Raw genomic sequence first — 24,266 nt, 5'->3', positions numbered from 1 at the left:
CATGAGCCCATCTTTTCCCGGCAACAGAAGTGATTTGGCCCATGTATCTCGGCATCGATTTAGGCACCTCCGGCATCAAAGTGATTTTGCTGGATGCGCAAGACCCCGCGATTGAAAGCGTAATAGACAGTGCAAGCGCGCCGCTTTCGGTGAGCAGGCCGCAGCCGCTCTGGTCAGAACAAGAGCCGGCGCATTGGTGGGCCGCCTTACAACAATGTCTGGATGTGTTAAGTGCGCGTCACGATTTAAGCGCAGTCAAAGCTATTGGCCTTGCCGGTCAGATGCATGGCGCCACTTTACTGGACAGCCAACATCAGGTGCTGCGCCCGGCGATTTTATGGAATGACGGCCGAAGTTTTGCTGAGTGCCAGCAACTGACCGAGCGGGTGCCAGAGCTTTCCGATATCACCGGCAATCTGGCGATGCCGGGGTTTACCGCGCCCAAATTGCTGTGGCTGCGCGCGCATGAACCGGACATTTTTGCCCGCATCGCCATGGTGTTATTACCCAAAGATTATTTACGCTTTTGCTTAAGCGGCGATTTTGCTTCAGATATGTCTGATTCGGCCGGCACTTTGTGGCTGGATGTAGCCGCGCGCGACTGGAGCGACGAGCTGCTGTGTGTCTGTGGCCTCAGCCGCAATCAAATGCCAATACTTTATGAAGGCAATCAAATCACCGGCGTGCTAAGCAGCGATTTAGCCAAGCGCTGGGGCATGGCGCAAGTGCCACTGGTAGCCGGTGGGGGCGACAATGCCGCCGGCGCTGTTGGTGCCGGGATTTTAGCGCCGGGTCAGGCCATGTTGTCGCTGGGCACTTCCGGCGTTTATTTCGCGGTAAGCCAAGGCTACAGCGCCAATCCGCAATCAGCTGTACATGCGTTTTGCCACGCGCTACCCAATAGCTGGCATCTGATGGCGGTGACCTTAAGCGCCGCCAGTTGTCTGCAGTGGTACAGCGAGCAGTTGATGAAAAATCCGGTGACAGAGCTTTTAGCTGAACTGGAACACACAGAGATTAACATCAGCCAGGCCCCGCTATTCCTGCCATATTTATCCGGTGAACGCACGCCACATAACAACCCCAATGCACAAGGCCTGTGGTTTGGCCTGACGCACGACACTCACCGCGCCGCCCTAACTTATTCGGTGCTCGAAGGCGTCAGTTTTGCCTTAGCGCAAGGCGCTGAAGCCCTGCACAGTGCGGCCGGAATCCCCAATGAAATCAATCTGATTGGCGGTGGCGCGCGAAGCGCATTCTGGCGCCAGTTATTGGCCGACGTGCTGAATTTACCGCTGAATTTTCGCGAAGGCGGTGAAGTCGGCCCGGCGCTCGGCGCGGCGCGACTGGCGGCCCTGGCGCTGAATCCAACAGTGGCAGCGGCGGCTTTATGCCCACCGCCGCCGCTGGTCAGTTCGCATCAACCGGACCAGCAGCGTCATCAGCTGCTGAGCGTGCGGTTTGCGCGCTTTAAAGCCTTGTATGGCGCAGTAGAACCGTTTTTTGCCGCCGGTTAATGCTGCCACCGAAAAGCACAAGGTAGCTCTGAAAAAACATAATTGTGAGAACGCCGGGCGATAGCCAACATGACAGCATCAGCCTTAATCGAGACCAATCAGGAGAGCAGCGTGGCTCAGTATTTCGACAACTTAGACAAAATTGCCTATGAAGGCGCCGACAGCACCAACCCACTGGCGTTTAAACATTACAACGCCAATGAAAAAATCCTCGGCAAAACTATGGCCGAGCATTTACGCATGGCCGCCTGTTACTGGCATAACTTCTGCTGGAACGGCCAGGACGTATTTGGTCAGGGCACTTTTGGCCGCCCATGGTTAGAAGCCGGTGATGCGATGGAACGGGCCCGGCAAAAAGCCGACGTGGCCTTTGAATTCTTCAGCAAGCTGACCATTCCTTATTATTGTTTCCACGACATCGACGTCGCGCCGGAAGGCCACAGCATCCGCGAATACATCAATAACTTCGCCGCCATGACCGACGTGCTGGAACAAAAACAGGCAGAAACCGGCGTCAAACTGCTGTGGGGCACCGCCAATTTGTTCAGTAACCCGCGTTATGCCGCTGGTGCTGCGACCAACCCGGACCCGGAAGTGTTCAGCTATGGCGCCACCCAGGTGTTTCACGCGATGAACGCGACCCAGCGTTTAGGCGGCGAAAACTATGTGCTGTGGGGCGGCCGTGAAGGCTATGAAACGCTGCTCAATACGGACCTGCGTCAGGAACGCGAGCAACTTGGTCGCTTTATGCAGATGGTGGTCGAACACAAACACAAAATCGGTTTTAAAGGCCTGCTGCTGATTGAACCCAAACCGCAGGAACCGACCAAACATCAATACGATTATGACTCGGCCACTGTGTACGGTTTCCTCAAGCAATTTGGCCTGGAGAAAGAATTCCGCGTCAATATTGAAGCCAACCACGCCACATTGGCCGGCCATTCGTTCCACCATGAAGTGGCCACCGCCATTTCGCTCGGCATCTTTGGCAGCATCGACGCCAACCGCGGCGACGCGCAAAACGGCTGGGACACCGACCAGTTCCCGAACAGCGTGGAAGAACTGAGCCTGGTGATGTACGAAATTCTCAAAGCCGGCGGTTTCTCCACTGGTGGTTTTAATTTCGACGCCAAGTTACGCCGCCAAAGCGTTGACCGCTACGACCTGTTCCACGGCCATATCGGCGGCATGGACCACTTAGCCTTAGCGCTGAAGAAGGCGGCATTGCTTCTGGAAAAAGACTTCCTCGGCCAGGCCGTCGCTAAACGCTACGCCGGCTGGAGCGCGCCACTGGGTCAGGCTATCCAGCAAGGCCAGCATTCGCTGCAATCGCTGGCAGATCTGACCGAGCAGAAACAGCTGAGCCCACAAGCCGTCAGCGGCCGCCAGGAACTGCTGGAAAACCAGGTCAACCTGGTGCTGTACCGCTAGTTTTGCAGTACCCCGCTGGCGAGGTCGCCCTGTCCCCGCCAGCGCATTTAGTCCCAGTGTGTGTAAGTGATGTGTGTAACTGGTTAGCCCGGCATTTGCCGGGCTTTTTTTGTTTGGCGAATCGGACTTGACGCCACGGGAAGGCTGCAGCGCCTAACCGCGTTCTGAACGGGAGTCGTAGGTACCGGCAAGCGAAGCCCGCTGGGCGTCACACGCCGTACGACTACGAATCCATTGAGTTCCACATTTAAAAACGAACGGCTAACGAAGACCGCAGCAAACGGCACGGACGACAACACCGCAGACACGCCGTGAATACATCCGTGTAGGCTCCTCTGCGGCATCCCTGCCGCAGAGGGTCTGCTAACGTTGTCGTCCGGCCGTTTTACGAGTTCGTTTGCATCGTCGCTTTGTGCCAAAAGCGAGCATTTAAGAATATGTAAGGGCCTCTGGTCGTCACACGATTGTGGTCGCCCGCAATCCGCTCAATTCGCTCAACACAAACATTCAAAACTCCAACAAAACCTGAACCAGGAAAACCTGCAAAGCCAACGACAATCATTTCCTTCAGTTGTGGCGATGTTAGTGCCGGTGCATTTAACGGACTAAATCAGTGTCCTCGGAGTGGTTGCACCTAGTCCTCAACCGCTGTGCAGGTTTAAGCCTGTGTTTCGTTCGTTAGGGGCACACAAGGAGTCACCTTGAGAGAAGATGATTCAAAGTATTTCCCTGAATTCCTGAGAGAGTTTCAAGTAGATGGGATGCTGCTTTTTTAGTCAACTGGCCATTTAGAGGATTCGTTTTAAGCTCCACATCGTGCAAGAATCAAACATTAGCGTTAATATTTAAATCTCACTATTGGCTTTACTTATGAACAAGCATTGTCACAATCCGAAGTATTTCTGACGGTGCCAATTCACTAAGATTTTAGTCTATTCAAAATTATGTTGCTTTAGCCATTTAAATAAAGAGGTAACTAATGTCAGATAATGTAATCAACTTAACATGCGATTTATGTAGTAAAAGCTTCAAAATGGGGCCAATATTATATCAAGGTAAATTTTTACCAACTTATGGAGCTAATATCTGCAATCGTTGTTATCAAGGAAATACGGATGGATGGGCTCCTCACCTTGAAAATAAAATTATTGCAATCGCTAAATCTAATGGATTGGCCATTCCAGAACGCAATGAGGTAGGGTTGCTACCAAACGGATTAAGTTGAATACGAGAGCCATGGTAATTGAGAAAGTCTCAAGTTTCTTGATAAATGGCAGACATGCAACCGCCATTTAGGTATTATAATATTGGTGAGAACATTAATTTCGCACCGATTAGCCGGAGCCCGGCAATCGAACGATTCTATATACCTAAAAAGCTCTAACCCATTAGAAATGCAGTGACTGGTGTAGTCAGCTTTTAATGATATAATTTATTTTCCATACAACTTTCTATAAATTTTCATTGTTAGAAATACGCACTGCTTCCCTGTCAAAAAATTTAAATTAATATTTGAGCTTGAGGTAATTATGTGGTTTATTTTTTGTCTATTGATTGCGACTTTTATCCACATCACATTGACCAAAATTTATAAAGCTCGCCCGCCACTGCTGATTGAAGGCTCTTGGATTGTTGCAAGCATAAATGTAACGTATCTATTTGGACAACAAAATGAGCTATCAGCGATCAACGCTGCTGTCATGTGGGGCATTTTTTTAATTATTATTCATATCGCATATTGGCTCTACGCCAAAATCAAAACAGGTGCAAAAAAACTTTCTGACAATTCGCAAAAAAAACTGCATATTGACAACTCGATATATAACCAGATCGCAGACGAAATGAGTCGTGGCAATATTTACAGCGGTCTTATGACCAGAGCTATAGCAGAGGCAGATGGCGAACAGAACAGAGTTCAAGCTGTTTATATAAAGATTCGAGCTGAAGAAATAGCTGCCAGCAAGGAGTCTGTGACACATACAAATGAAAAAACACACTTAGATACTGAACAGATTACTCAGGATTCTGCAATACAAAAAACATCAAAGCCATCGAACCAGACAATAGAAAAAACTGATGTAAATTCATCTCCATCTCAAATTAATCTTCAAAAAAAATCTGACAATGGGTATACCGACCTAATTTATTACATAATCATTGTAATAGTTTTGTTTATAATACTTACTACAAGTTCCTGATGAGTGGTTGATGACAAGAGAGATACTATGCACTTTCATCTCTTATGAGAGCCGATATTAAGTCGAATCAAGTACCACCCAAATAAAACAATCCGTTTACCCAGTTTCATAACGGCCTTGCCGTTCCGTTTTCGCTGAATTTTCAACACACTAACAACAAAATCTATGGACACCCACAATCAAAAACGAAAGCCTAACGCAAACCACAGCAAACGGCTCGGACATTGACACAAGATTGGGCGTCACACACATTGGATCCCTCGGACTGAGCATCTGCTACAGCCTTTCCTCCGTGTTGAAAATTCACTTGAATGGTTAGTTGCAGACATATGTAAACCTCCTGAAGGCTGCCAATAATTCAATAACTAACTGTCAGATTTTTATGCACTTTCTGGATCAGATAAAACTTTGATCACCCAAGTTGTTGATTAATAAATAAACAAATCACTGGCCTCCTTTATGCAGCTTCGCCGGGCTTTAAAGTTTTTATTAATTTCAAAAAAATATTTCAACGCGGCTTGGAGGCTGAGGGAATGCATAAGAAATTTATAATCTCGTTAGGTTTACTTTTATCAAGTCAAGTTACACAAGCTTCGGTTATCGAGCATTACGGTTATAGCCGAGACAGCTCCAGCACCGTAGTCAGCGACGGTAAATTAGAATGGTTAAGTTGGAATATCACCAAAGGTATGAGTATCCAGTCCGCACTCGCGGCATTCTCGGCCGACGGTTGGCGGCTCGCCAATAGTCGTCAGTTAACAGATCTATTCGGCACATTTCGTTTCGGATTACCAAAGTCCAGTTGGGATATCTGTGAGACCTGTAGCCTGATTTCCGAAATTGCATGGACACCAGAGGAAGATAGCCCGGCAGATCATTTTGTTAGTTTGTTCGGTTTTACAGAACTATTACGATGCGCGAATGTAACCTCGACGTATTGCTACTCGCAAAATGATCCAGCCGCAGAAAGTTGGGTTATGTTTGGCGATGATTCAAACAACGATGGCTGGTTCAGATCTGCGTCAGTGATCGGCGATATGACATTTGTGATGTCTCAGAATGCCACAAATCAATATTCAGGGCGCGCGATGTTTTTGGCAGACAACGTCCACAAATTCAAACTGACCTCAAAAAATAGTAATGTTGGCGTGGCATTGGTAAGAGATGCGCCGATTGTAAACCCACCATCTTCCATACCAACGCCTGGCTCACTGAGTATTTTGCTTGCTGGTATCTTCATACCACTTTTTCGAAACCGCAGTGAACGGCGAGTAATACCGTAGCATTAGAATATTGCCAACATATGGATTACGACCATTAACCAGTTTGGTTATAAGTAAGACGCTGTTTACACAATAAAGTAGACCGGGTGGTCAACATTTACCTGCTGGCTGCTTGTATGCCAGGGTGGGTTTAATGTCGATGCCGCCTGGTCTTTTAATAAATTAATTTTTTAGAACTTAGAAATAACCAAAATATGAACAATTAAAGCTAATTAAGAAAAAAACCGGACTTAATCACCCTTAAGTCTTAATAAAATTATAAAACACACATCAAAAATACTATAAAAGGAAATTTCAATGCCAAGAATGAAAATCACAATAAAACTTTCAACCTTCATTGCACCTCTACTTTTCTCTAATGCTCTCTTAGCAGGAGAGTACTTAGGGTTTGATCTAGGTGTACTTACAAAGACGCAAGCTTTGTCGATTTTAAACAATGCTGGCGCATCAGGCATCACGCAAGGCGATGCGTTCGGCGGCGAATATGCTGGCATCGTGGAAAAAATTGAGATCAGATCATTTAACAAATTTGACCAGTTTGGGAAGGTAAAGTGGGCGGATTTAAAATTCACGAAAAACAAACTGTATGAAATAAACGTTTCATACGAAAAGGATGAAAAAAGTTATGGCCTGCTGGCAGCGTTAAAAAATAAATATGGCACTCCAGAAGGTGGAAGTGTCCCTATGAAATTTGCAGTCTATGAATATTATTTTTATGATGGCGACACCAAGATAACCTTCCTAGATAATCAAGATTTTTATGTATCCATAACATATTCATCGCAATCAATAACAAAATCCTTAGATCTACAAACTGCAAACATTGCAGCAAAAATAAAAAAAGAGGAAGAGCGGCAAAAAAAAATGAATGCACCAAAAGATCTATAACGCACAAGTATTACAAATGGCGCAGTCAGACTTTAAGATTGTAAACGTCTGCCTGCGGTCAAATAAGGTAATCCACTTACCCAGTTTCATAACGGCCTTGCCGTTCCGTTTTGGCTGAATTTTCAACACACTAACAAGCACTTTTTGTTATCTGCCAGGGTTTGTGGTGATGTTGATGTTGTCCTCTTTTTGTGCGGTTAAACCGCGATTCGCGCCGATGATGTTGCTTGGCGCTGTGCTGCTTAATACCGCTTATGGTGCTGCTGATGCAGCAGAATCCGCCGCATCAAAGGTCAGCCAATCAGCCCCGGAAACAGCACCAACCCAGTTCAACAACCCCATTATTAAATCCGACAGCAAAGATCCAACAAGCCAACAAGGCCCGCTGATTTATACCGCAGACCCGGCGGCGCTGGTGCATGACGGTACTTTGTACCTTTACACCACTCACGACGAACAGACTGCACAAGGTAAAGACTACCGCATGTATGACTACCGGCTCTGGAGTAGCCGGGACCTTCAGACATGGCAAAACCATGGTGCTGTGTTGCGCTACTCCGATTTTGCCTGGGCGCGTGGTGATGCCAAAACCGGCAATGCGTATGCCCATCATGTGATTGCGCGCAAAGACCAGAGCGGCAACAGCAAATTCTATTTTTATGCTGCGGTGGAAGGCGGTCAGACTGGTGGTGCTTTTGGCTTTTCGATTGGCGTGGCGGTGGGCGACAGCCCTTTTGGGCCTTTTACTGACCCTCGTGGTATGCCGTTGATTTTGCTCGAAGATACCGCCAAAGATAAAAACCACAGCTGGCGCAATATCGACCCGGCGGTGTTTATCGACGATGACGGCCGTGCTTATCTGTATTGGGGCAATCAGCAGTTATGGTGGGCTGAACTGGAAGCTGATTTGGTCCACCTGAAAGGCGAAAAATACCAGCTGGATGCCAAAGGCCGCATGCAAAACCGCGACAGTAGCGCCGTGCACATCCATAAAGTCGACAGGTTACCGAACTTCGAAGAAGGCCCGCATCTGTCCAAACACAACGGCGTCTATTACCTGGTCTACGCCGCCGGTTTTCCGGAAAGTCTGGCTTATGCCACCAGCACGTCTGCCAGCGGCCCCTGGCAGTATCGCGGCATTATTATGGACCCGCTGCCCGGCACCACCACTATCCATCCGGCACTGTTTGATTTTAACGGCCAGACCTACCTCGCCTATCACAATGCCGACTTACCGGGCGGTGGCAATTACCGCCGCTCCGTCGCGCTCGACCAGGTGTTTTTTAATCCGGATGGTTCTATCAGGCCCATCATCCGCAGCCGCAAACCCTAGCCACAGACATTACAACCACCAAGGAGAAGGAACCGATGAACACCCCAAATAAGCGCAGCACTGCCCGCCGGCACTGGCCACATGGCCTCAGCCAGACATTAGTCGCGCTCTGCTTCTGTGCTTTTCAGGCCACCGCCGCCGATGACCAGATGACGCCGATCGCTACACCGGCACAGCCGCAGGCGATTGAACTGGGCACGCCCGCCCTGCCCGGCGCTAAGGCGCAAGAATCCTGGCATCAGCAATATGGCAGCCGCTTTGCCCGCAATGTCACAGTCGCGACGCTGACGCCTGTGCTGCCAGATCCAAAAACAGCCAGTGGCGCGGCGGTGATAGTGGCGCCTGGCGGCGGTTTTCGCACCTTGTCGATGGACAACGAAGGCTGGGATGTGGCCAATGCGCTGGCCAAACAAGGTATTGCCGCTTTTGTGCTGAAATACCGCCTGAACCAAACCCCTGCTGATATGGCCGGTTTTCAGCAATCGATGGCAGAACTATTTTCAGGTGCTGCGCGCCGGCCACCACGGCCCAATCCAGCCACAATGGCCACTGAGCTCGCGCCGCAGCTGGAAGATGCCCGCGCCGCTTTTGCGCTGGTGCGCAGCCGCGCCGGCGAATGGCAGATAGACCCCAAGCGCATTGGCATGATTGGTTTCTCGGCTGGCGCTATGCTGACAATGGCGACCACTTTGGTCGGCAAAGAGGCCAAACCGGCTTTTATTGCCAATATCTATGGCCCGCTCGATGCCGTGGCCGTGCCGGCAGATGCGCCACCATTGTTTGTCGCGCTGGCGGCAGACGACCCGTTTTTTGCGCAGGGCAAATTTGGTCTGATAAAAAGCTGGCACCAGGCGAAAAAGCCGGTGGAATTTCATTTTTACGAACAAGGCGGCCACGGCTTTGGCATGTACCCGAAAACTACCAGTAGCTCCGGATGGTTTGACGCCTTCACACGCTGGCTGACGATGCACGGCATGTTAAAGCCTGCAGAGACACGGCAGTAGAAGCTGGTAGCCGGCGCTACAACTCATTTGGTTATTGCAGTATCTGCGGCAGCTGGCAATGGCAAATTTTGAAAGACACTGCCATTGACCCAATCCAGGCCGCAGCTTTGTTTAAACTTCTGCAAAAAATCGAGAACCGCCGCTTCGATATGTTCGCCAACCCCCACCGGCGAAGTGTAAACGCCTGTGGTCACATGAAACTGGTTATCGCGCACCATCACGTTAAGCTCCAGCGTACAGAGGCCCGTTGCCAGCTCAAACTGATATTGGATTCTCACTAGGTTTCCCTCCCGATTGTGGCCAATGTTGGAAAAGGCTTAGCCTGGCACTGTATCAACATAGCATGCCATGCTGGCTGTTGAATGACCGACTGCAACCCGACGCACAGTACCACTATGGGTCAATATCGATATGCTGCACTTGCAACCTGGCGAAAAATCGCAATTGCCGCCCCGCTGATTGAGCGTCATAGTCAGAAACCGGCGTGGAAACTTCTGGAGCCAATATGCAAATCTCCACTTACCTGTTATTTGACGGCAACTGCGCCGCAGCTTTTGCCTTTTACCAGCAAGTGTTTGGCGGTGAATTACAGCTGACCACCGTCGGAGATTCGCCGATGCAGCAGGCATTTGCGCCAGCATTACATTCGCGCGTGGTACATGCCCGGCTGATATCCCCTTTGCTGGATATTGCCGCGTCGGACTGGCTGCATCCGACAGAGCAGCCACAACCGGGCAATCTGATGTGTTTGTATGTCAGCGGCGGCAGCGCGGATGAAACCACGCGGCTGTTTCAGCAGCTGAGCCAAGGAGCAACTGTGACAGATCCTTTAAGCCAACAACCGTTTGGTTTATACGGTGCGCTCAATGACGCTTTTGGCGTGCGCTGGATGTTTCATGCCTGATGTTGTCAAATCTGCTCAGCGCTGCTCTTCGCGGCGCAGCAGATAGCGGATTTTCGCCACAAAAGGCTGGCCCGGTCGGGTGAAATGAAACGGAAAGCCTTTTTGGTTTGGCGAATCCGGGAAAAACTGCGGTTCTAAACAAATGCCCTGGCGGGGCCGGAACGGCGGTGGCAGATGCTCGCCGCTGTAAACCTGCAAGCCCGGATAATCCGAACAAACCTCAAGCATCAGCCGGCCGTCCGGGCTGGTTAAGCGGGCAGCGTTTTGTTGCAGGTCGCCATGCACGACAAAATTATGATCAAGCACCGTTTGGCCCAGTGGCCGGCTCTGACGAAAATCAAAAACGCTGTCCTGCACTTTACGCAGCTCGCCGGTTGGAATGCCGGCACCATCCACCACAGTGTAATGTGCAGCGGCCAGCTGCAGCAGATGAGTATCCACTGCAGCGCTGTCGCCGGACAAATTAAAATACGGATGCAAAGTCGGACCAATCAAAGTGGCCTGACTGCTACTTGCCTCCATCAGCACCGACAACTCAGATACTCCCGGCGCCGGCGCGCTGAGTTGATAGGTCAGCCGGAACATCATCGGCCCCGGATAACCGCCTTGTCCGTCCGGCACTTCAGTCACCAGCACTAACTTATCGTGCCCCTGTGGCTGCGCCTGCCACAGCAGATTGTGCAACCCAACCTGGCCACCGTGCAGATGATGCGGGCCTTCATTTGCTTCTAATTGCACCCGTGGCGCCATTGCCCCATGCCCATCTGGAGCCAGGTTTGGTGTGGAATTCAGGCTAAAGCTGCTGTTGGCGATGCGATTGGCATAAGGACCAACCACAGCACCCAGATAACCACTGTCGGTCAGATGATCGCTGCTGTGCGGATAATACAGAATCAAATCCCGTACTGCACCATCCAGCAGACAGGTCCAGCGCGCCAGAGTCGCGCCTTTACTCAGAATGGTCAATTCGTCGCCATGCTCATTACGCAGCAGATACTGCTTCATCGGTCGCTCTCGTTCATCTGTCGGTCTTAGTTGCAGCAAAATTTAAAACTAGCGCGGGCACTGCCGCATTTGAATGACTTTTGTTATTGATCTGCTTACGGAATTTGGTTGTGGCATTTTCTTACAAATCAATGTTACCTGCTGTTAACAGCCTGCTTGAAAAACCACCAGCCGCATGGTTTAGTGGAAAGGCGACAAGCCTGGATGTTGCGCCCTTTTGCAGTGGGCCCGCAGCCTGATCTCCAACCACAATAACAAGGACTTTTGCATGTTAAGCCGAAAGTTAAGCCAAAAGTTAAACCCAATATTCAGCCGATTGAGCAGCATAGCTCTGGTCGTGCTGCTGGCCGGGTGCGGACCCAAGCCAGCCGACAGCAGCTCCGCTGCCGCCACCGCCGACACCAAACCCCTCGAAGCTGTCGCCAGCCAGCTGGCGCAGCAAGCCGCCGGCAGCACAAGCCCGGTCAGCTTTAATGTACCAGTGCACTACCACACGCTGGAAAATGGCCTGAAAGTGGTGATTTCACCGGACAAAACCGCGCCTTTGGCTGTGATCGGTGTTTATTACAACATCGGTTTTCGCAATGAACCGAAAAACCGCACCGGCTTTGCCCATTTGTTTGAACATATGATGTTTCAGGGCTCTGCCAATCTCGGCAAGATGGAATTTGTTAATCTGGTGCAAAGCAACGGCGGTGTATTAAACGGCTCGACCCGCTTTGATTTCACCAACTATTTTGAGATTGTGCCGGCGCATAAAGTAGAAACCATGCTGTGGGCCGAAGCCGACCGGATGAAAGGCCTCGCCATCACGCAGGACAACCTGACCAACCAGCAGGGCGTGGTGAAAAACGAAGTCAAAGTGAACGTGCTGAACCAGCCTTACGGCGGTTTCCCCTGGCTCGACATGCCGCAATACGCCTTTGACAACTGGTACAACGCGCACAACTTCTATGGCGATTTAGCCCATCTCGACGCCGCCACGCTGGACGATGTCGCTGCTTTTTTCAAAACTTATTATGCGCCGAATAACGCCGTGGTCGTGGTGGTTGGTGACGTAGAGGCTGAAGCCACACTGGCGATGGTGAAAAAATACTTTGCGGCTATTCCGGCCTCCACCTTGCCTGAAGCGCCCGTACTGACTGAACTCAGACAGGAGCAGGAAAAACGTTTTGTAAAATACGACAAGCTGGCGCCGAAACCGGCTTTTGCTTTTGCCTACAAAATGCCGCCGCGCAATACACCGGAATATTACGCCATGGGCATTATCGACCAGTTATTAGTGCAAGGCAGCGACAGCCTGCTGTATCAGGAACTGGTGAAAAACCGTCAGGTGACCGGCTCGGTCGGCGGCGGCATCAACTATCTGCTTGGCAATATGTTTAATTACAACGGCCCGATGCTGTGGATGAGTTCTTTTACCCACGACGAGCAACACAGCACAGATCAGCTGGTCGCGGCAGTGGACAGCGTGATTGGCAAGTTGCAGGAACAACCTATTGCGCAGGCCGACATTGACCGGGCGCTGGTCAAACTGCGCTCCAGCCTGTATGACAACATCGACGAATTTTATGGCTTCGGCAAACTGGATTTAATGGCAAGTTTTGCGTTATTCGACAATAACCCATCTCGTATCAACGAGTTAGAAGCCAACTTTAAAGCAGTCACGCCAGAAGTCATCAAAGCCACAGTGCAGGAATACCTGCGTCCCGGCAACAGAACTATCCTGACGCTGCGTCCGGGCGAAGCCCCGGCTGATGCGGCCCCTACTCCGGCAACAAACCCGGCTACCGGCAAAGAAGGAACCCAGCCATGAAAGCGATGATTATGTTATTGACGGCACTGCTGTGCACGCCGCTGCTGGCCAAAGAAACACCGCCAGCCGGCGGCGCGCCCAAAGCTTTTAGCTTAACGGCGCAGCGCACCATCACGCTGGACAATGGCCTCAGCGTTACTTTTGTCCAGTACGGCAACACCCCTAAAGTGACGCTGCGGCTTTTAACCGAAACCGGTAATGTCGATGACGCTGACAAAGACGCCGTGTCCGATTTGAGTTATCAGCTGTTGCTCGAAGGCAGCAAAAACCGCGACGCCAAAACCATAGCCCAGCAAGCGGCGCTGATGGGCGGCCAGCTCAATACGTCAGTCGATGTAAACAGCAGCTTTGTCGAAATCGACGTGTTGTCTGAGTTTGTCGGTGACGCTGCCGGCTTGCTGGCTGATGTGGTGATTAATCCTAATTTCACCGACGCCGACAAAACCCGGCTGGTGACTAATTTTGTCCGCGAGCTTAAAGTCGACAAATCGCAGGCGCAAAGTCAGGCCGCCGAAGCGTTTTATCAGCATCTGTTTGCCGGTCATCCGTACGGTAAAATCTTTGCTGACGCCGCTAAAGTTGAAGCGCTGACTTTGGCCGACTGCCAGCAGTTTGTGCAAAACCATTTAGTCGCCAGCCGCAGTCATTTGTTTATCTCCGGCCAATTTGACGAAGCCGCCGCCGAAAAAGCCGTACGTGCCGCGTTCGCCACCATGGCCGCAGGCAAAGGCCGGCTGCTGACCACGGTCAACAGCAGCGCCAAACCGGGCCTGGTATTTATCCCACGCGACAAAGCGGTGCAATCCACGATTCGCCTTGGGTTACCTGTGATCGACCCGTCGCACGCCGATTATGTCGGGCTGGATTTACTCAATACCGTGATTGGTGGCTCGTTTGGTAGCCGGATCACCCGCAATATCCGCGAAGACAAAGGCTATACCTACTCGCCGGGCAGTTCGGTCAGCAGCCGGATCAAAGCCGCGGTCTGGTTTGAACAGGCTGATGTGACGGCAGAATCCACCGCTGCAGCCTTAAGCGAAATCATCAAAGAGATCCGCCTGCTACAAAGCACACCACCGTCCGAGCAGGAGCTGAATAACTTTAAAACGTACAAAGGCGGTATTTATATTCTGCAAAACTCCAGCCGCGGCGCCATTATCAACCAGCTGTGGAACCTGAAAATTCACGGCCTGCCAATGAGTTATCTGGAAAACTATGTGCAGAATATCAACGCCATCACGCCACAGCAGTTGTCCGATTTGGCGAGGAAGTACCTGAATGTCGAACAGATGACGCTGGTGATTGTCGGCGATGCCGCCGCCAAAGCGCAGCTGGCGGCAGATCCGGCACTGAAAGCCTTGTATAAGTTGTAACCCCTAGGTGCCGCCAGACGCCAAATCTGGCGGCACTACCCCATTTATTTGCATCTGCAACCATTCGCGTGGGCTGTTGCCGGTTTTGCGCCGGAAAGTGCGGGCCAGCGCAGATGGGCTTTCATAGCCGACTTCATCGGCGATCAACGCAATGGGCCGGCCTTCGCGCAATAGTTTTTGCGTCAGGCTGACCCGCCAGCTGGCCAGATATTCGGCGGGCGTGATCCCGACCACTTTATGAAAGCGTGCCGCGAAAGTCGCACGCGACATACTGGCTGCAGCGGCCAGCTCGGCAATAGTCCAGGCGCGCGACGGCTGGTCATGCATCAAAGTCACTGCTTTGGCCAGGCGCAAGTCAGCCAGACCAGCCATCATCCCGGTCGCAAGTGTATTGCTTGCCATCATATGACGCAGCAATTGGATCATCGTCAGCTCGAACAAGCGGTTTAACACCGCATTTTTTCCACAGTGCGCAGCAAAAGCCTCGGCAAATAACCAATCCAGATTGCTGTGCAGCATCGGGATATCCCGCAGCGGGATCAGTACATAATCCGGCAAAGCCAAAGTCAGCGGATTATCCAGCCCGCCGTCAAATCTCAGCGTGGCTGAAACCAGTTCCGGTTGCGCGCCGGCCAGCGCTGTCAGCCGGTGTGTTGCCGGCCTTGGCAGCAACAATAAACTCGGCTCCGAGATCCGGACCATTTGTTGCTGTCCAAGCTGAAACCAAAGCTCGCCATGCCGTAACAGATGCAGTCTTGCGGTCCGTTCCGAGGCGGTAATAAACAGCTCCGCCGGCATCGGCGCGGCAAATACGGTGCTGGCATGCATGCCAAATTGCGCCAGCAAGGTCGACAAACGGTCCATCATCAACTCCATCATTTAGACGATCTGTTGCATAAATTAGATTATTTGCAGCCAATAAGAAAGGCCCACCGCCTACTATAACCACATCCGCTGAACACAACAGAAGCGGCAACAGTAACAACGACCTCTTGGCTTTAATCACAAACAGACCATCAACTTTTGATAGAAGGAACAGCTCATGACAAGTCGCAACAACAGTTTTATCCGCACCGCCCTCGCTACTTTAGCGCTTACTTTTGCCGGCGCTGCCTTCGCCGCAGCAAAACCGACTGTGGTATTAGTCCACGGCGCTTTTGCCGAATCCTCCAGTTGGAATGGCGTGGTCGCCGAGTTGCAGGACCAGGGTTACCCGGTCGTTGCGCTGGCTAACCCGTTACGCAGTGTCAAAGCTGACGCGGCTTATCTGTCGGATGTGGTCGCCAACACCACTGGACCTGTGTTGTTAGTGGGTCATTCTTATGGCGGCGCTGTGATTAGCAACGTCAGCGCAGAGACCGGCAAAGTGCAGGCATTGGTCTATGTCGCCGCTTTTGCACCGCAGGAAGGCGAAAATATTGCTGAATTGTCCGGCCGTTACCCGGGCGGCACTTTAGGCCCGACACTTGCCGCGCCAGTGCTACTAAAAAACGGTAATAAAGATTTGTATATTCAGCAGGATAAGTTCCATCAACAATTTGCCGCAGACGTATCAGCCAAAGACGCAGCCCTGATGGCAGCCACCCAGCGCCCGGTGACGGAAGCCGCGTTACATGAAGCCTCTGGCCGGCCGGTCTGGTCTCAAATCCCGAACTACGCGATTTATGGCACCGCCGATAAAAACATCCCGGCGGCAGCGATGCAATTTATGGCAAAACGGGCCGGTGCGAAAAAGATTGTTGAGATCAAAGATGCGTCGCATGTGGTCATGACATCAAATCCAAAACAAGTGGCCGCGTTGATTGTGGAAGCCGCCACAGCAACCAGCAAATAAGCCAGACACTTTCTGTAAAGTGACGCGCGACTTGCCGCGACCTGCCTCTGTTGTCCTGAGTGCAGGTGCGCGCAAGTGTCACACGTTGGACGTCACACGTTGGACATCACATGTTCGACGTCACACTTTGGACGTCACGAGCAGTACCAAATAATCTCAGCCTCAAACGCAATCAATAAAACTGGAAATAGTCAGCCGGCCCTGTCTGGGGTCTGGCGACAATAAGGTGTCTGGTGTGATGATGCCGTTGTGCAACAAATGGCGTGGATAAAACACGATGCGGTTAAAACGGCCATGCACAGCGCCGATTTGTTCAAACAATACGGTACTGCCCTGCATATAACCGGCGTCGGCTTTGGGTAAGTTTGGGCCGTCATTTTCACTTTCCAGGGCGCGGTAATAAGCCAGTTCCCGCTCTGGCGTGATACGTTCAAAACCAGTTTTGCGGTGGCGGTAAAAGGCCGTACCGCTGGCACTGTGTTGCGCCAGGGCGTCTTGTGTTGGCGCAAACAGATAATGTACCGCCGCCAACGCATGCTCGGTGGTGGTATCAAAATGCGGAATGCGCTGTAACAGCTTTAACTGCTCTGGCGGTGTGGTGATCAGCGAAAAATGACAGACCGACAAGCGCAGCTGGCTCGCCGGCAGCTGAAAAAACTCAATCAGGGTTTGCGCCAAAGGCCCAAGCAATAACTGCCGGTACGCTGGCGGAGCCTCGGCCCGTACACCGGGATAAAATGGTGAATTGGCGACAAACTGACAACGACTGGCGGCGTCGACGAGCTGCTGCGGTGCGGCGACAAACTGGTCGGCGATAAGCACCGGCGTGCGTTCCGCACCAAAACGTAAGGCGCTGAGCTGCAACGCCGGATGCAGTTGTAAACCCGGTGCGTCGAAACTGTCCTCGCGCAGCAGCATTATTGCAACCCGGAAGCGCAGTACTGCGCAATAAACTCGCGATGCGACGGCAGCCGCTCCACCGCCATATTGATGGTCTGGCGGATCTGCTGCAGATGGCGGCTTAAATCCGCCGGCGAAATTTGTTGCACCAGTTGATGATAACTTTGCGGTTGCAGACGCTGGCCCATTAACACATGAGTCCAGGACTCGAGCCGGAACATCTCATCGCCGGTCTGAAACGCCAGCGCGCTGTCGCGGAACAGTTCAATGCGCTGCGCCAGACTGTCGGGAATAGACATAGTCCGGCAATAATCCCAAAACGGGCTGTCGCGCCGTTCGGTCTGATGGTAATGCAGGATAATAAAATCGCGGATCTTTTCAATTTCGCGCAGCGACTGCTGGTTATACTCAGCAGCCAGCGCCGGCGTGACACCGGCAAACGGAAACAGCCGCAGTAAACGCACCACACTATTCATAAACAGATAAATGCTGGTTGATTCCAGCGGCTCAATAAAACCACTCGACAACCCCATCGCCACGCAGTTTTTCAGCCAGACCTGTTTACGCCGGCCGGTCTGATAACTAATGACCCGCGGCTCCATCAAAGCCGGCGTTTCCAGACCATCGAGCAAACGCTGGCGGGCCACTTCATCGGACATATAATCCGCCGCATACACCAGCCCATTGCCAACCCGGTGTTGCAACGGGATCTTCCACTGCCAGCCGGCGTCATGCGCAATAGCGCGGGTGTAAGGCGGTAAAGTGACGGCGCTTTGGGTTTGTACCACCACGGCTTTGTTGCACGGTAACCAGTGGTCCCAGCGTTCAAAACCGGCCTTGAGTGTTTGTTCAATCAGCAGCGCACGAAAGCCGGTGCAGTCGATAAATAAATCGCCAGCCACTTCCCGGCCATCGTCCAGCACCAAACTGCGGATATCGCCATTGGTGTGCTGCGTCACCTGACTGATTTTGCCTTCGATGCGCGTACAACCCAGTTTTTCACTGAATTGGCGTAAAAACCGCGCATAACGGCCGGCGTCGAGGTGATAAGCGTAACTAAGCAGGCCTTGTTCTGTTTTGGCAAATTTATGCGCGCGGGCGGCCTGCAATTCCAGGCAATAATCGCCAAAAGGCGCGTCGATGCCCTGTCTCAGGCCATGCAGGTAATAATGCTGAAAATCAGCGAGAAAACTGCCTTTGCCGGTGGTGCCAAAGGGGTGAATATACTTATCCCCCAGCTGGCCCCAGTGTTCAAACGAAATGCCGAGTTTAAAGGTGGCATCGGTAGCGCGCATAAACTCTTGTTCATCAATGCCGAGCAGATTATGAAACAAAGTCACAGGCGGAATGGTCGATTCGCCGACGCCGACAGTGCCAATTTCCTCAGATTCAACCAGCACCACCTCGACCAGGCCCTGCAGCCGTTTTGACAAGGCCGCTGCTGCCACCCAGCCGGCAGTGCCGCCGCCGGCTATCACTACTTTTTTCACTGCACCTGAGATGGACATGGTCGCTCCTGTTGTGACTTCTTTTTTAGCAACTAAACATGGTTTTAGCGGTTTAAGCGGTGTTGCAGCATGGCCCGCAGTTGCCGCGCCATACCTTCGTCGAGGTTGCCCAGCACGCCGCGCGCCGCTTCAGGCAAATGCGCGCCGGCCTGCTCTGGGTCGTCAAACACATAATAATTCAGCAGCACCTGCCAGCCGCGCCGCTCATGCTCTGGTTTATCGCGCAGGCATAACAGCGCGTGGTACAGCAGATTCATGCCTGAGCCGGTATAACGCGGCGCGCTGCTCCACCAATGGTTAATCAGGATATTCAAAGGCCCGGGGGCTTCGACCTGATGCCACCACATCGAAGGTAAATACAAGGCATCACCGGGCGCCAGCTCGGCAATTTGGCCGGCGGCTATCGCCTTGGGAAAGTTCGGGTACAGCGTTAAATCCGCTGCGGCAAAATCCACCATGCTGATGGCCTGACCGCCCGGCGTCGGTTCGAGCGGGCCCGGATATAAATTCGCCACCTGCTCTGGCGGGAATAAGGTAAAACGCCGTACCCCGCGCACACAGCAGGCTAAGTTGTCAGAGGCATCATAATGACAGGCTGCGAGGCTCTGATTGCCAAGCCAGATGCTGACGCGTTCTGGCTCAGTCGCAAATGAAATATCCGGCTGCGGGATGGCAATACTATGGCTGTCCTGTAAACCAGGGAAATGACTTTGCAGCAGATTGGAGGCGATATAGACCGAAGGCGCTGCCGCCGGATCCGGTAACTGCAGCGCATCAAGTAACTGATGCAATACGGTATCAACCTGACCGAGCTGCGTGTCGTAATTCAGTGCCGTGACAGTGTCATTGTAGAAATAACGACCACGTTGTCCGGCCGCGCCCTGGTACACCTGGGTCGGCCGGCCATTGTAAAAACTAAGCAGATAATCGGCGCAGGCTTTGGCTGCGTCAGTCGATGGCTCCAGCCCCAGCTGTGTTAAAGGCCAGTGGCTGACCAGACCCCGTAATATCAGCGGCGCTTCGGCACGGGCACAAATATCAGCAAAATCCGCCGGCAATTCACCGGGCCGGCACTGGACCTCAGCGCTGCGGCTGCTGATACTGTCCACAAGAGCGCTGGATATAAAGCCCTCAGCCATATCTGCGCCCACGTTTGTGGTTGAAGCTTTCCATCAGGCGACCTGCTGGCGCTGCCGCTGGTTTTTCCGGTCCACCAGCTGCTGAATATTCGACAAGGAACTTAACTGGGCATATATCAGCGGCAAAAAGCCAGACTGATTCAGCCGTTGCAGGTCATCGCCGCTTAATGCCGCGAGGCGTGCACTGCTGATGCTGTAATTGCCGGTCAGCCGGTGTTTTTCACCGTTATCGAGCGCAAATTCAATGTTCAGCGGTTCAATTAAATCCAGCTGCTCCAGCGCCTGCAACAGCAGCGGCTCTATCGCCAGACTGCGCTGAATTTGCTCCAGCCGGCCGGAAATATACTGCAGATAAGGGCTGGCACCGCCCTGGGGTAAAAATAACGGCAAACCGGCCGCACTTTGGCTGACGCGCGGATGCTTGATATCGATATGCACCACGGCGTCGCGTGGATCTGGTGTTTGCCCGCTTTGGTCAAAACTCATTGCGGCCGGGCGCTGAAAGCCGATTAAAAACGGGCCTTTTTCGGCGGCGAGCGGCACATAAGACGCATCCCAGCCATTAGCCGAGTTGCCAGTTAAAAACAAATTTTCGTCCGGCGCTAAGCCGAGCAATACCACCGCCTGCCAGCGCCCGGCGTCGCGGCGCAGCAGAATCGAATATTGTTTTTGTAGTTCAGGCCATTCCAGCGCAAAGGCTGGTAACGCAGCAACGGCGTCGCCGAACGCGGCGCCAAACTGATGCAGCACACGCAGATGCTGATGGTCGATATTATTCAGTAACATATGTCTGGTCATCGGCGGTTCCTGATCAACAAGCTAAAACGGCAACAGCCTGACGCGAAATTCAGGCTGTTGTTTGTTGCCGCCGGCCCAAACAGACCGGCGGTTTTAGGCTCAGAACTCGTAACGCATACCAACCTGATAACGTGCATCCAGGTCAGTTAAATACCACAACATCGCTTCGTTGCGGGCATGCGAACGGCTGTTCTCGCCGGTCAGGTTCAGACCTTCGACAAATACCGTCAGCTTCTCATTGACATCGTAACTGACGTTGACGTCGAGCTGCCAGTAGTCCTCTTCGAAGCGTGGGTTGTTGGAACCGCCTTTGTTGACTTCGGCGAGGTATTTGTCACGCCAGTTCCACGCCACCCGCGCCTGCCAGCCGTCTTTTTCGTAGATACCAATCAGGTTGGCGGTATCGCTGAGGCCGATTAAGGCAAACTGCGATTCGGCCGGATTGGCGGTCACGTCAAAGCCGACGTCGCCACGTACTATGGTGTAGTTGGCCTGGACACCAAAACCGCTTTCACCGAAGAAGTGCTGCACCGCTAACTCACTACCGTAGATTTTGGCCGATCTGTTGTTATCCGGCGTGTTAGTACGGAAGGTCATTTCCGGGTCATCATTGGTTGCGACCAAATCAAAGCCCGGATTGTTGGCGAGAAAATCAATCTGCGCCTGTGTGGCGGTGAACTGCGGGTTCGGACCGTATTTGGCAATCATGTCCGGATGGGTGCGGAACTGGGTGAACACCATCATCGCATACAGGTAAGTATCATCCTGTGGCAGACCTGCGGCACGCAGTGCCTGAATCGCCGACAAGGCGCGTGGACCTGCAGTCACATCGCGAATGCCCAGCAGTTTCTGGTCAACCTGTTTGCTACCGATAAAGTTCACCACGTCTTTCTGGAACAGACCGGCCGACACATAACTGGCTTCGTTGTAATACCATTCCAGCGATAAGTCGTAGTTGGACGATTCCAGCGGCAACAGGCCCGGGTTAGATGCGTTTGCAGTCGGCTGGGCACCAAACAGCGTAGAACCGCCGCCACCACCGAAGTTAGACGCCGACACACCTAAGCTGCTTAAACCGGCGCGGGCAATAGTTTTGCTGAACGAGAACCGACTGATCAGGTCGTCGCTCAGATGCAGGGTTAAATCCAGGCTGGGTAACAGGTAGTCGTAGTCGTTTTTCGCCGCAAAAGGCGCCGCCGGTTTGCTGCCATCGACATAAGACACGATGTCATTGTTATCTTCCCAGCGGAAATACACTGAGTTCACCAGCGAGCTGGATTCCGACTCAGTTTTTTCGTAGCGCAGGCCGGTTAACACATCAAACGGCATCTTACCGACTTCGCCGGTCAGCGATAACTGGAAATAAGCCGCTGTGGTGTCTTCTTTAACAATATTGTCAAACGACAGACTGTTCTCAACGCTGGTCGGAATACCCGGATACAGTTTCAGCGCCGCATCATATAAAGCGCGTGGGTCGGCAATAAAACCATAACCACCGGCTTTCGGGCTGTAGTCTTTAAATTCGCCCGGTAAGTTAAATGGCTGAATTAAATCACCAAATTCACCCGGATGACCGACGTTCCAGTTACCGAGTGCAATGTTATTGCCGGCAGTCTGCATTGACCGCGATTCCATAGCGCGGGATTCGACACCAAAGTCAAAACGACCGTCTTCCAGTTCATACAGGAAGTCGAGTTTGACCTGCTGGATATCACTTTCCTGGCTGGCATTACGAATGCGCGCAATCGAAGAACCGACATCGCCGGCATCCACGACACCATTGCCATTCGCGCCTTTGCCCGGCACTTTGTCGTTGTAAACGTTCAGGTAAGTCGGCAGGTCGGCACCCCAGAACCATTCGCGCGAAGTCACGATTGGCGCACCTAAACCAACCGCCAGTTCACCGGAGCCCCGTGGGCCTGTGCCGCGGCTGTACATGTTGGAGTCGTGTGCATCCAATACAATAGTTAACTCGTCACTGTATTCATAAGCGAAATTCACACCCAAAGACTTCAGCGTGTTGGTTTGTTCGCGCCATTGTTGCTCGTAGCCTTCGTCGACTGCGCCTGAGTATTCTTCTTTGATGTAAGTCGGGGTTTTCACCAGACTGTTATCAAATTCAACAATTTTGGTGTTGCTACCGGTTTGCACCCAGTTAGTGATTTCACCGCGGTGTTCGACCAGATTATTCTCGGCAAAGGTGTAGTCGCCGGTCATGCTGAGTTTATCCGACGGCTTAAACTGCAACGTTAACTGCGCATTGTCGCGCTCGCGCTGCGAATCGGAAAAGGCATAACGGATATCGTTGGGCCGGGCATACAACTGGCCCTGGGCCGGGGCGTTTTTCACTGTGGTGGCGGTGTTGTTCCACAAGCGGTTTAAGTCGGCGACGTCGTCCCAATAATCCACCTGCCAGTCGTTGACCGTGGCGCCGGTATAACCGGAATCACGTTCCTGATGGCTTGCGGTGAGGCTAACGCCGAATTTACCGTCGTCGGTGGCCTGGCTGAAAATACCGGAAATTTCCGGTGTGATGTCGTCACCGGCACGGTTGGTGGTGTCATGCGCCGCTTTCACACCGATGCTGGCGATATCTTCTTTACGCTCCAGTGGCCGCGAGGTTTTCACGTTCACCGTCGCACCGATACCGCCGGTGGCGATGTTGGCTTTACTGGTTTTGTAGACTTCAACGCCGCTGATACTTTCTGACGCCAGATTGGAGAAGTCAAAAGCACGGGCGCTGCCGCCGCGGGTGGTACCGTCGGCACCAGAGCCGGCACCGTAAGTAGTAGCTGATGGCATAGTCCGGCCGTTCAGCGTCACCATGTTGTTGTCGCCGCCAAAGCCACGCACTGTGACTTCAGCACCTTCGCCGTTGGTGCGGCTGATGGACACCCCGGTGATACGCTGCAGCGATTCCGCCAGGTTGGTGTCGGGGAATTTACCGATATCTTCGGCAGAGATGGCGTCAACGACACCCATAGATTCGCGTTTGATAGCAGTCGCCTGTTGCAAACTGCCACGCATACCGCGTACCTGAATGACTTCGATGTCGCTGGTTTCCGCTTTTTTGTCAGTCGCCGGCGCCTGCTGGGCATACAGCGGCAGCGCGGCAGTCCCGGTTAGCAGCAGCGAAATCGCTTTAGCTAACGCGGTTCTGGTGAATGGTTTTTTGTTGTGCATTCTATCCGTTCCCTTTTGATTTATTGTGAGTCAGTCAACTCAAACCGTGCCGCAGCTTTTGTGGATACGACTGTACTTATTAGTTTCTGCTGCCGGTTCGGGGTGTGGGAATTCAGTATCTTTTTCCTGTACTTCTTAATCAGACGGATCTG

General features: G+C 52.3%; 20 protein-coding genes. 12 read left to right on the top strand and 8 right to left on the bottom strand.

The window, feature by feature from the left end:
- Window positions 1-29: 29 nt before the first annotated feature.
- The 8 genes from xylB to ABNT34_RS17185 all read left to right on the top strand — a co-directional run bounded on the left by xylB (window position 30) and on the right by ABNT34_RS17185 (window position 9,654).
- A complete protein-coding gene (gene xylB / locus ABNT34_RS17220) occupies window positions 30-1,517 on the top strand; it encodes a xylulokinase (protein WP_348733833.1) in 1,488 nt (495 codons plus the stop codon).
- Between the two features lie 111 nt (window positions 1,518-1,628).
- A complete protein-coding gene (gene xylA, locus ABNT34_RS17215) occupies window positions 1,629-2,948 on the top strand; it encodes a xylose isomerase (protein ID WP_348733831.1) in 1,320 nt (439 codons plus the stop codon).
- Window positions 2,949-3,927: 979 nt separating this feature from the next.
- On the top strand, window positions 3,928-4,173 hold the full coding sequence (locus tag ABNT34_RS17210; protein WP_348733829.1) for a hypothetical protein: 246 nt from the start codon (window positions 3,928-3,930) through the stop codon (window positions 4,171-4,173).
- 304 nt (window positions 4,174-4,477) lie between these two features.
- A complete protein-coding gene (locus ABNT34_RS17205; RefSeq protein WP_348733827.1) occupies window positions 4,478-5,146 on the top strand; it encodes a hypothetical protein in 669 nt (222 codons plus the stop codon).
- A gap of 533 nt (window positions 5,147-5,679) precedes the next feature.
- On the top strand, window positions 5,680-6,429 hold the full coding sequence (locus ABNT34_RS17200) for a hypothetical protein (protein ID WP_348733825.1): 750 nt from the start codon (window positions 5,680-5,682) through the stop codon (window positions 6,427-6,429).
- Window positions 6,430-6,726: 297 nt separating this feature from the next.
- On the top strand, window positions 6,727-7,317 hold the full coding sequence (locus ABNT34_RS17195) for a hypothetical protein (protein ID WP_348733823.1): 591 nt from the start codon (window positions 6,727-6,729) through the stop codon (window positions 7,315-7,317).
- A gap of 175 nt (window positions 7,318-7,492) precedes the next feature.
- On the top strand, window positions 7,493-8,650 hold the full coding sequence (locus ABNT34_RS17190; protein ID WP_348733821.1) for a glycoside hydrolase family 43 protein: 1,158 nt from the start codon (window positions 7,493-7,495) through the stop codon (window positions 8,648-8,650).
- 35 nt (window positions 8,651-8,685) lie between these two features.
- On the top strand, window positions 8,686-9,654 hold the full coding sequence (locus ABNT34_RS17185; protein WP_348733819.1) for an alpha/beta hydrolase: 969 nt from the start codon (window positions 8,686-8,688) through the stop codon (window positions 9,652-9,654).
- Between the two features lie 23 nt (window positions 9,655-9,677).
- Here the strand turns inward: ABNT34_RS17185 and ABNT34_RS17180 are convergent, their stop codons facing one another.
- Complete coding sequence (locus ABNT34_RS17180; RefSeq protein ID WP_348733818.1) at window positions 9,678-9,932, bottom strand: hypothetical protein; 255 nt, start codon at window positions 9,930-9,932, stop codon at window positions 9,678-9,680.
- Between the two features lie 227 nt (window positions 9,933-10,159).
- Between ABNT34_RS17180 and ABNT34_RS17175 the strand changes: the two genes are divergently transcribed.
- On the top strand, window positions 10,160-10,558 hold the full coding sequence (locus ABNT34_RS17175; RefSeq protein ID WP_348733816.1) for a VOC family protein: 399 nt from the start codon (window positions 10,160-10,162) through the stop codon (window positions 10,556-10,558).
- Between the two features lie 15 nt (window positions 10,559-10,573).
- Here ABNT34_RS17175 and ABNT34_RS17170 read toward each other — a convergent pair whose 3' ends face one another.
- Window positions 10,574-11,563: an aldose epimerase family protein gene (locus ABNT34_RS17170; protein WP_348733814.1), complete on the bottom strand. Its 990-nt coding sequence runs from the start codon at window positions 11,561-11,563 to the stop codon at window positions 10,574-10,576.
- Between the two features lie 268 nt (window positions 11,564-11,831).
- On the opposite strand from ABNT34_RS17170, the gene ABNT34_RS17165 reads away from it, so the two are divergent.
- Together ABNT34_RS17165 and ABNT34_RS17160 are read left to right on the top strand one after the other, a co-directional pair.
- A complete protein-coding gene (locus ABNT34_RS17165; protein ID WP_348733813.1) occupies window positions 11,832-13,379 on the top strand; it encodes a pitrilysin family protein in 1,548 nt (515 codons plus the stop codon).
- Window positions 13,376-14,752, top strand: a complete 1,377-nt coding sequence (locus ABNT34_RS17160) for a pitrilysin family protein (RefSeq protein ID WP_348733811.1) — start codon at window positions 13,376-13,378, stop codon at window positions 14,750-14,752. Before ABNT34_RS17165 ends, ABNT34_RS17160 begins: the two co-directional genes overlap by 4 nt.
- Window positions 14,753-14,755: 3 nt before the next feature.
- Here ABNT34_RS17160 and ABNT34_RS17155 read toward each other — a convergent pair whose 3' ends face one another.
- Entirely contained in the window at window positions 14,756-15,631 is an 876-nt protein-coding gene (locus ABNT34_RS17155; protein ID WP_348733809.1) for an AraC family transcriptional regulator, read from the bottom strand.
- 163 nt (window positions 15,632-15,794) lie between these two features.
- On the opposite strand from ABNT34_RS17155, the gene ABNT34_RS17150 reads away from it, so the two are divergent.
- Entirely contained in the window at window positions 15,795-16,586 is a 792-nt protein-coding gene (locus ABNT34_RS17150; protein WP_348733807.1) for an alpha/beta hydrolase, read from the top strand.
- Window positions 16,587-16,748: 162 nt separating this feature from the next.
- Here ABNT34_RS17150 and ABNT34_RS17145 read toward each other — a convergent pair whose 3' ends face one another.
- The 5 genes from ABNT34_RS17145 to ABNT34_RS17125 all read right to left on the bottom strand — a co-directional run bounded on the left by ABNT34_RS17145 (window position 16,749) and on the right by ABNT34_RS17125 (window position 24,114).
- A complete protein-coding gene (locus ABNT34_RS17145; protein ID WP_348733805.1) occupies window positions 16,749-17,504 on the bottom strand; it encodes a DUF6445 family protein in 756 nt (251 codons plus the stop codon).
- Window positions 17,504-18,994 carry a tryptophan halogenase family protein gene (locus tag ABNT34_RS17140; protein WP_348733803.1) on the bottom strand — a complete coding sequence of 497 codons (1,491 nt, stop codon included), beginning with the start codon at window positions 18,992-18,994 and terminating at the stop codon, window positions 17,504-17,506. Before ABNT34_RS17140 ends, ABNT34_RS17145 begins: the two co-directional genes overlap by 1 nt.
- A 44-nt stretch (window positions 18,995-19,038) precedes the next feature.
- The gene (locus ABNT34_RS17135; protein WP_348733801.1) at window positions 19,039-20,103 is read right to left on the bottom strand and encodes a cupin-like domain-containing protein; all 1,065 of its coding nucleotides are present in this window, start codon (window positions 20,101-20,103) and stop codon (window positions 19,039-19,041) included.
- A gap of 63 nt (window positions 20,104-20,166) precedes the next feature.
- A complete protein-coding gene (locus tag ABNT34_RS17130; protein WP_348733799.1) occupies window positions 20,167-20,931 on the bottom strand; it encodes a SapC family protein in 765 nt (254 codons plus the stop codon).
- Between the two features lie 99 nt (window positions 20,932-21,030).
- Window positions 21,031-24,114, bottom strand: a complete 3,084-nt coding sequence (locus tag ABNT34_RS17125) for a TonB-dependent receptor (protein ID WP_348733797.1) — start codon at window positions 24,112-24,114, stop codon at window positions 21,031-21,033.
- Between the last annotated feature and the right edge of the window lie 152 nt (window positions 24,115-24,266).

The organism is Rheinheimera texasensis (genome assembly GCF_964031785.1).
GTDB lineage: Bacteria > Pseudomonadota > Gammaproteobacteria > Enterobacterales > Alteromonadaceae > Pararheinheimera > Pararheinheimera texasensis_A.
The sequence above is the reverse complement of the archived record's forward strand: the minus strand, read 5'-3'. Positions and strand labels throughout refer to the sequence as shown.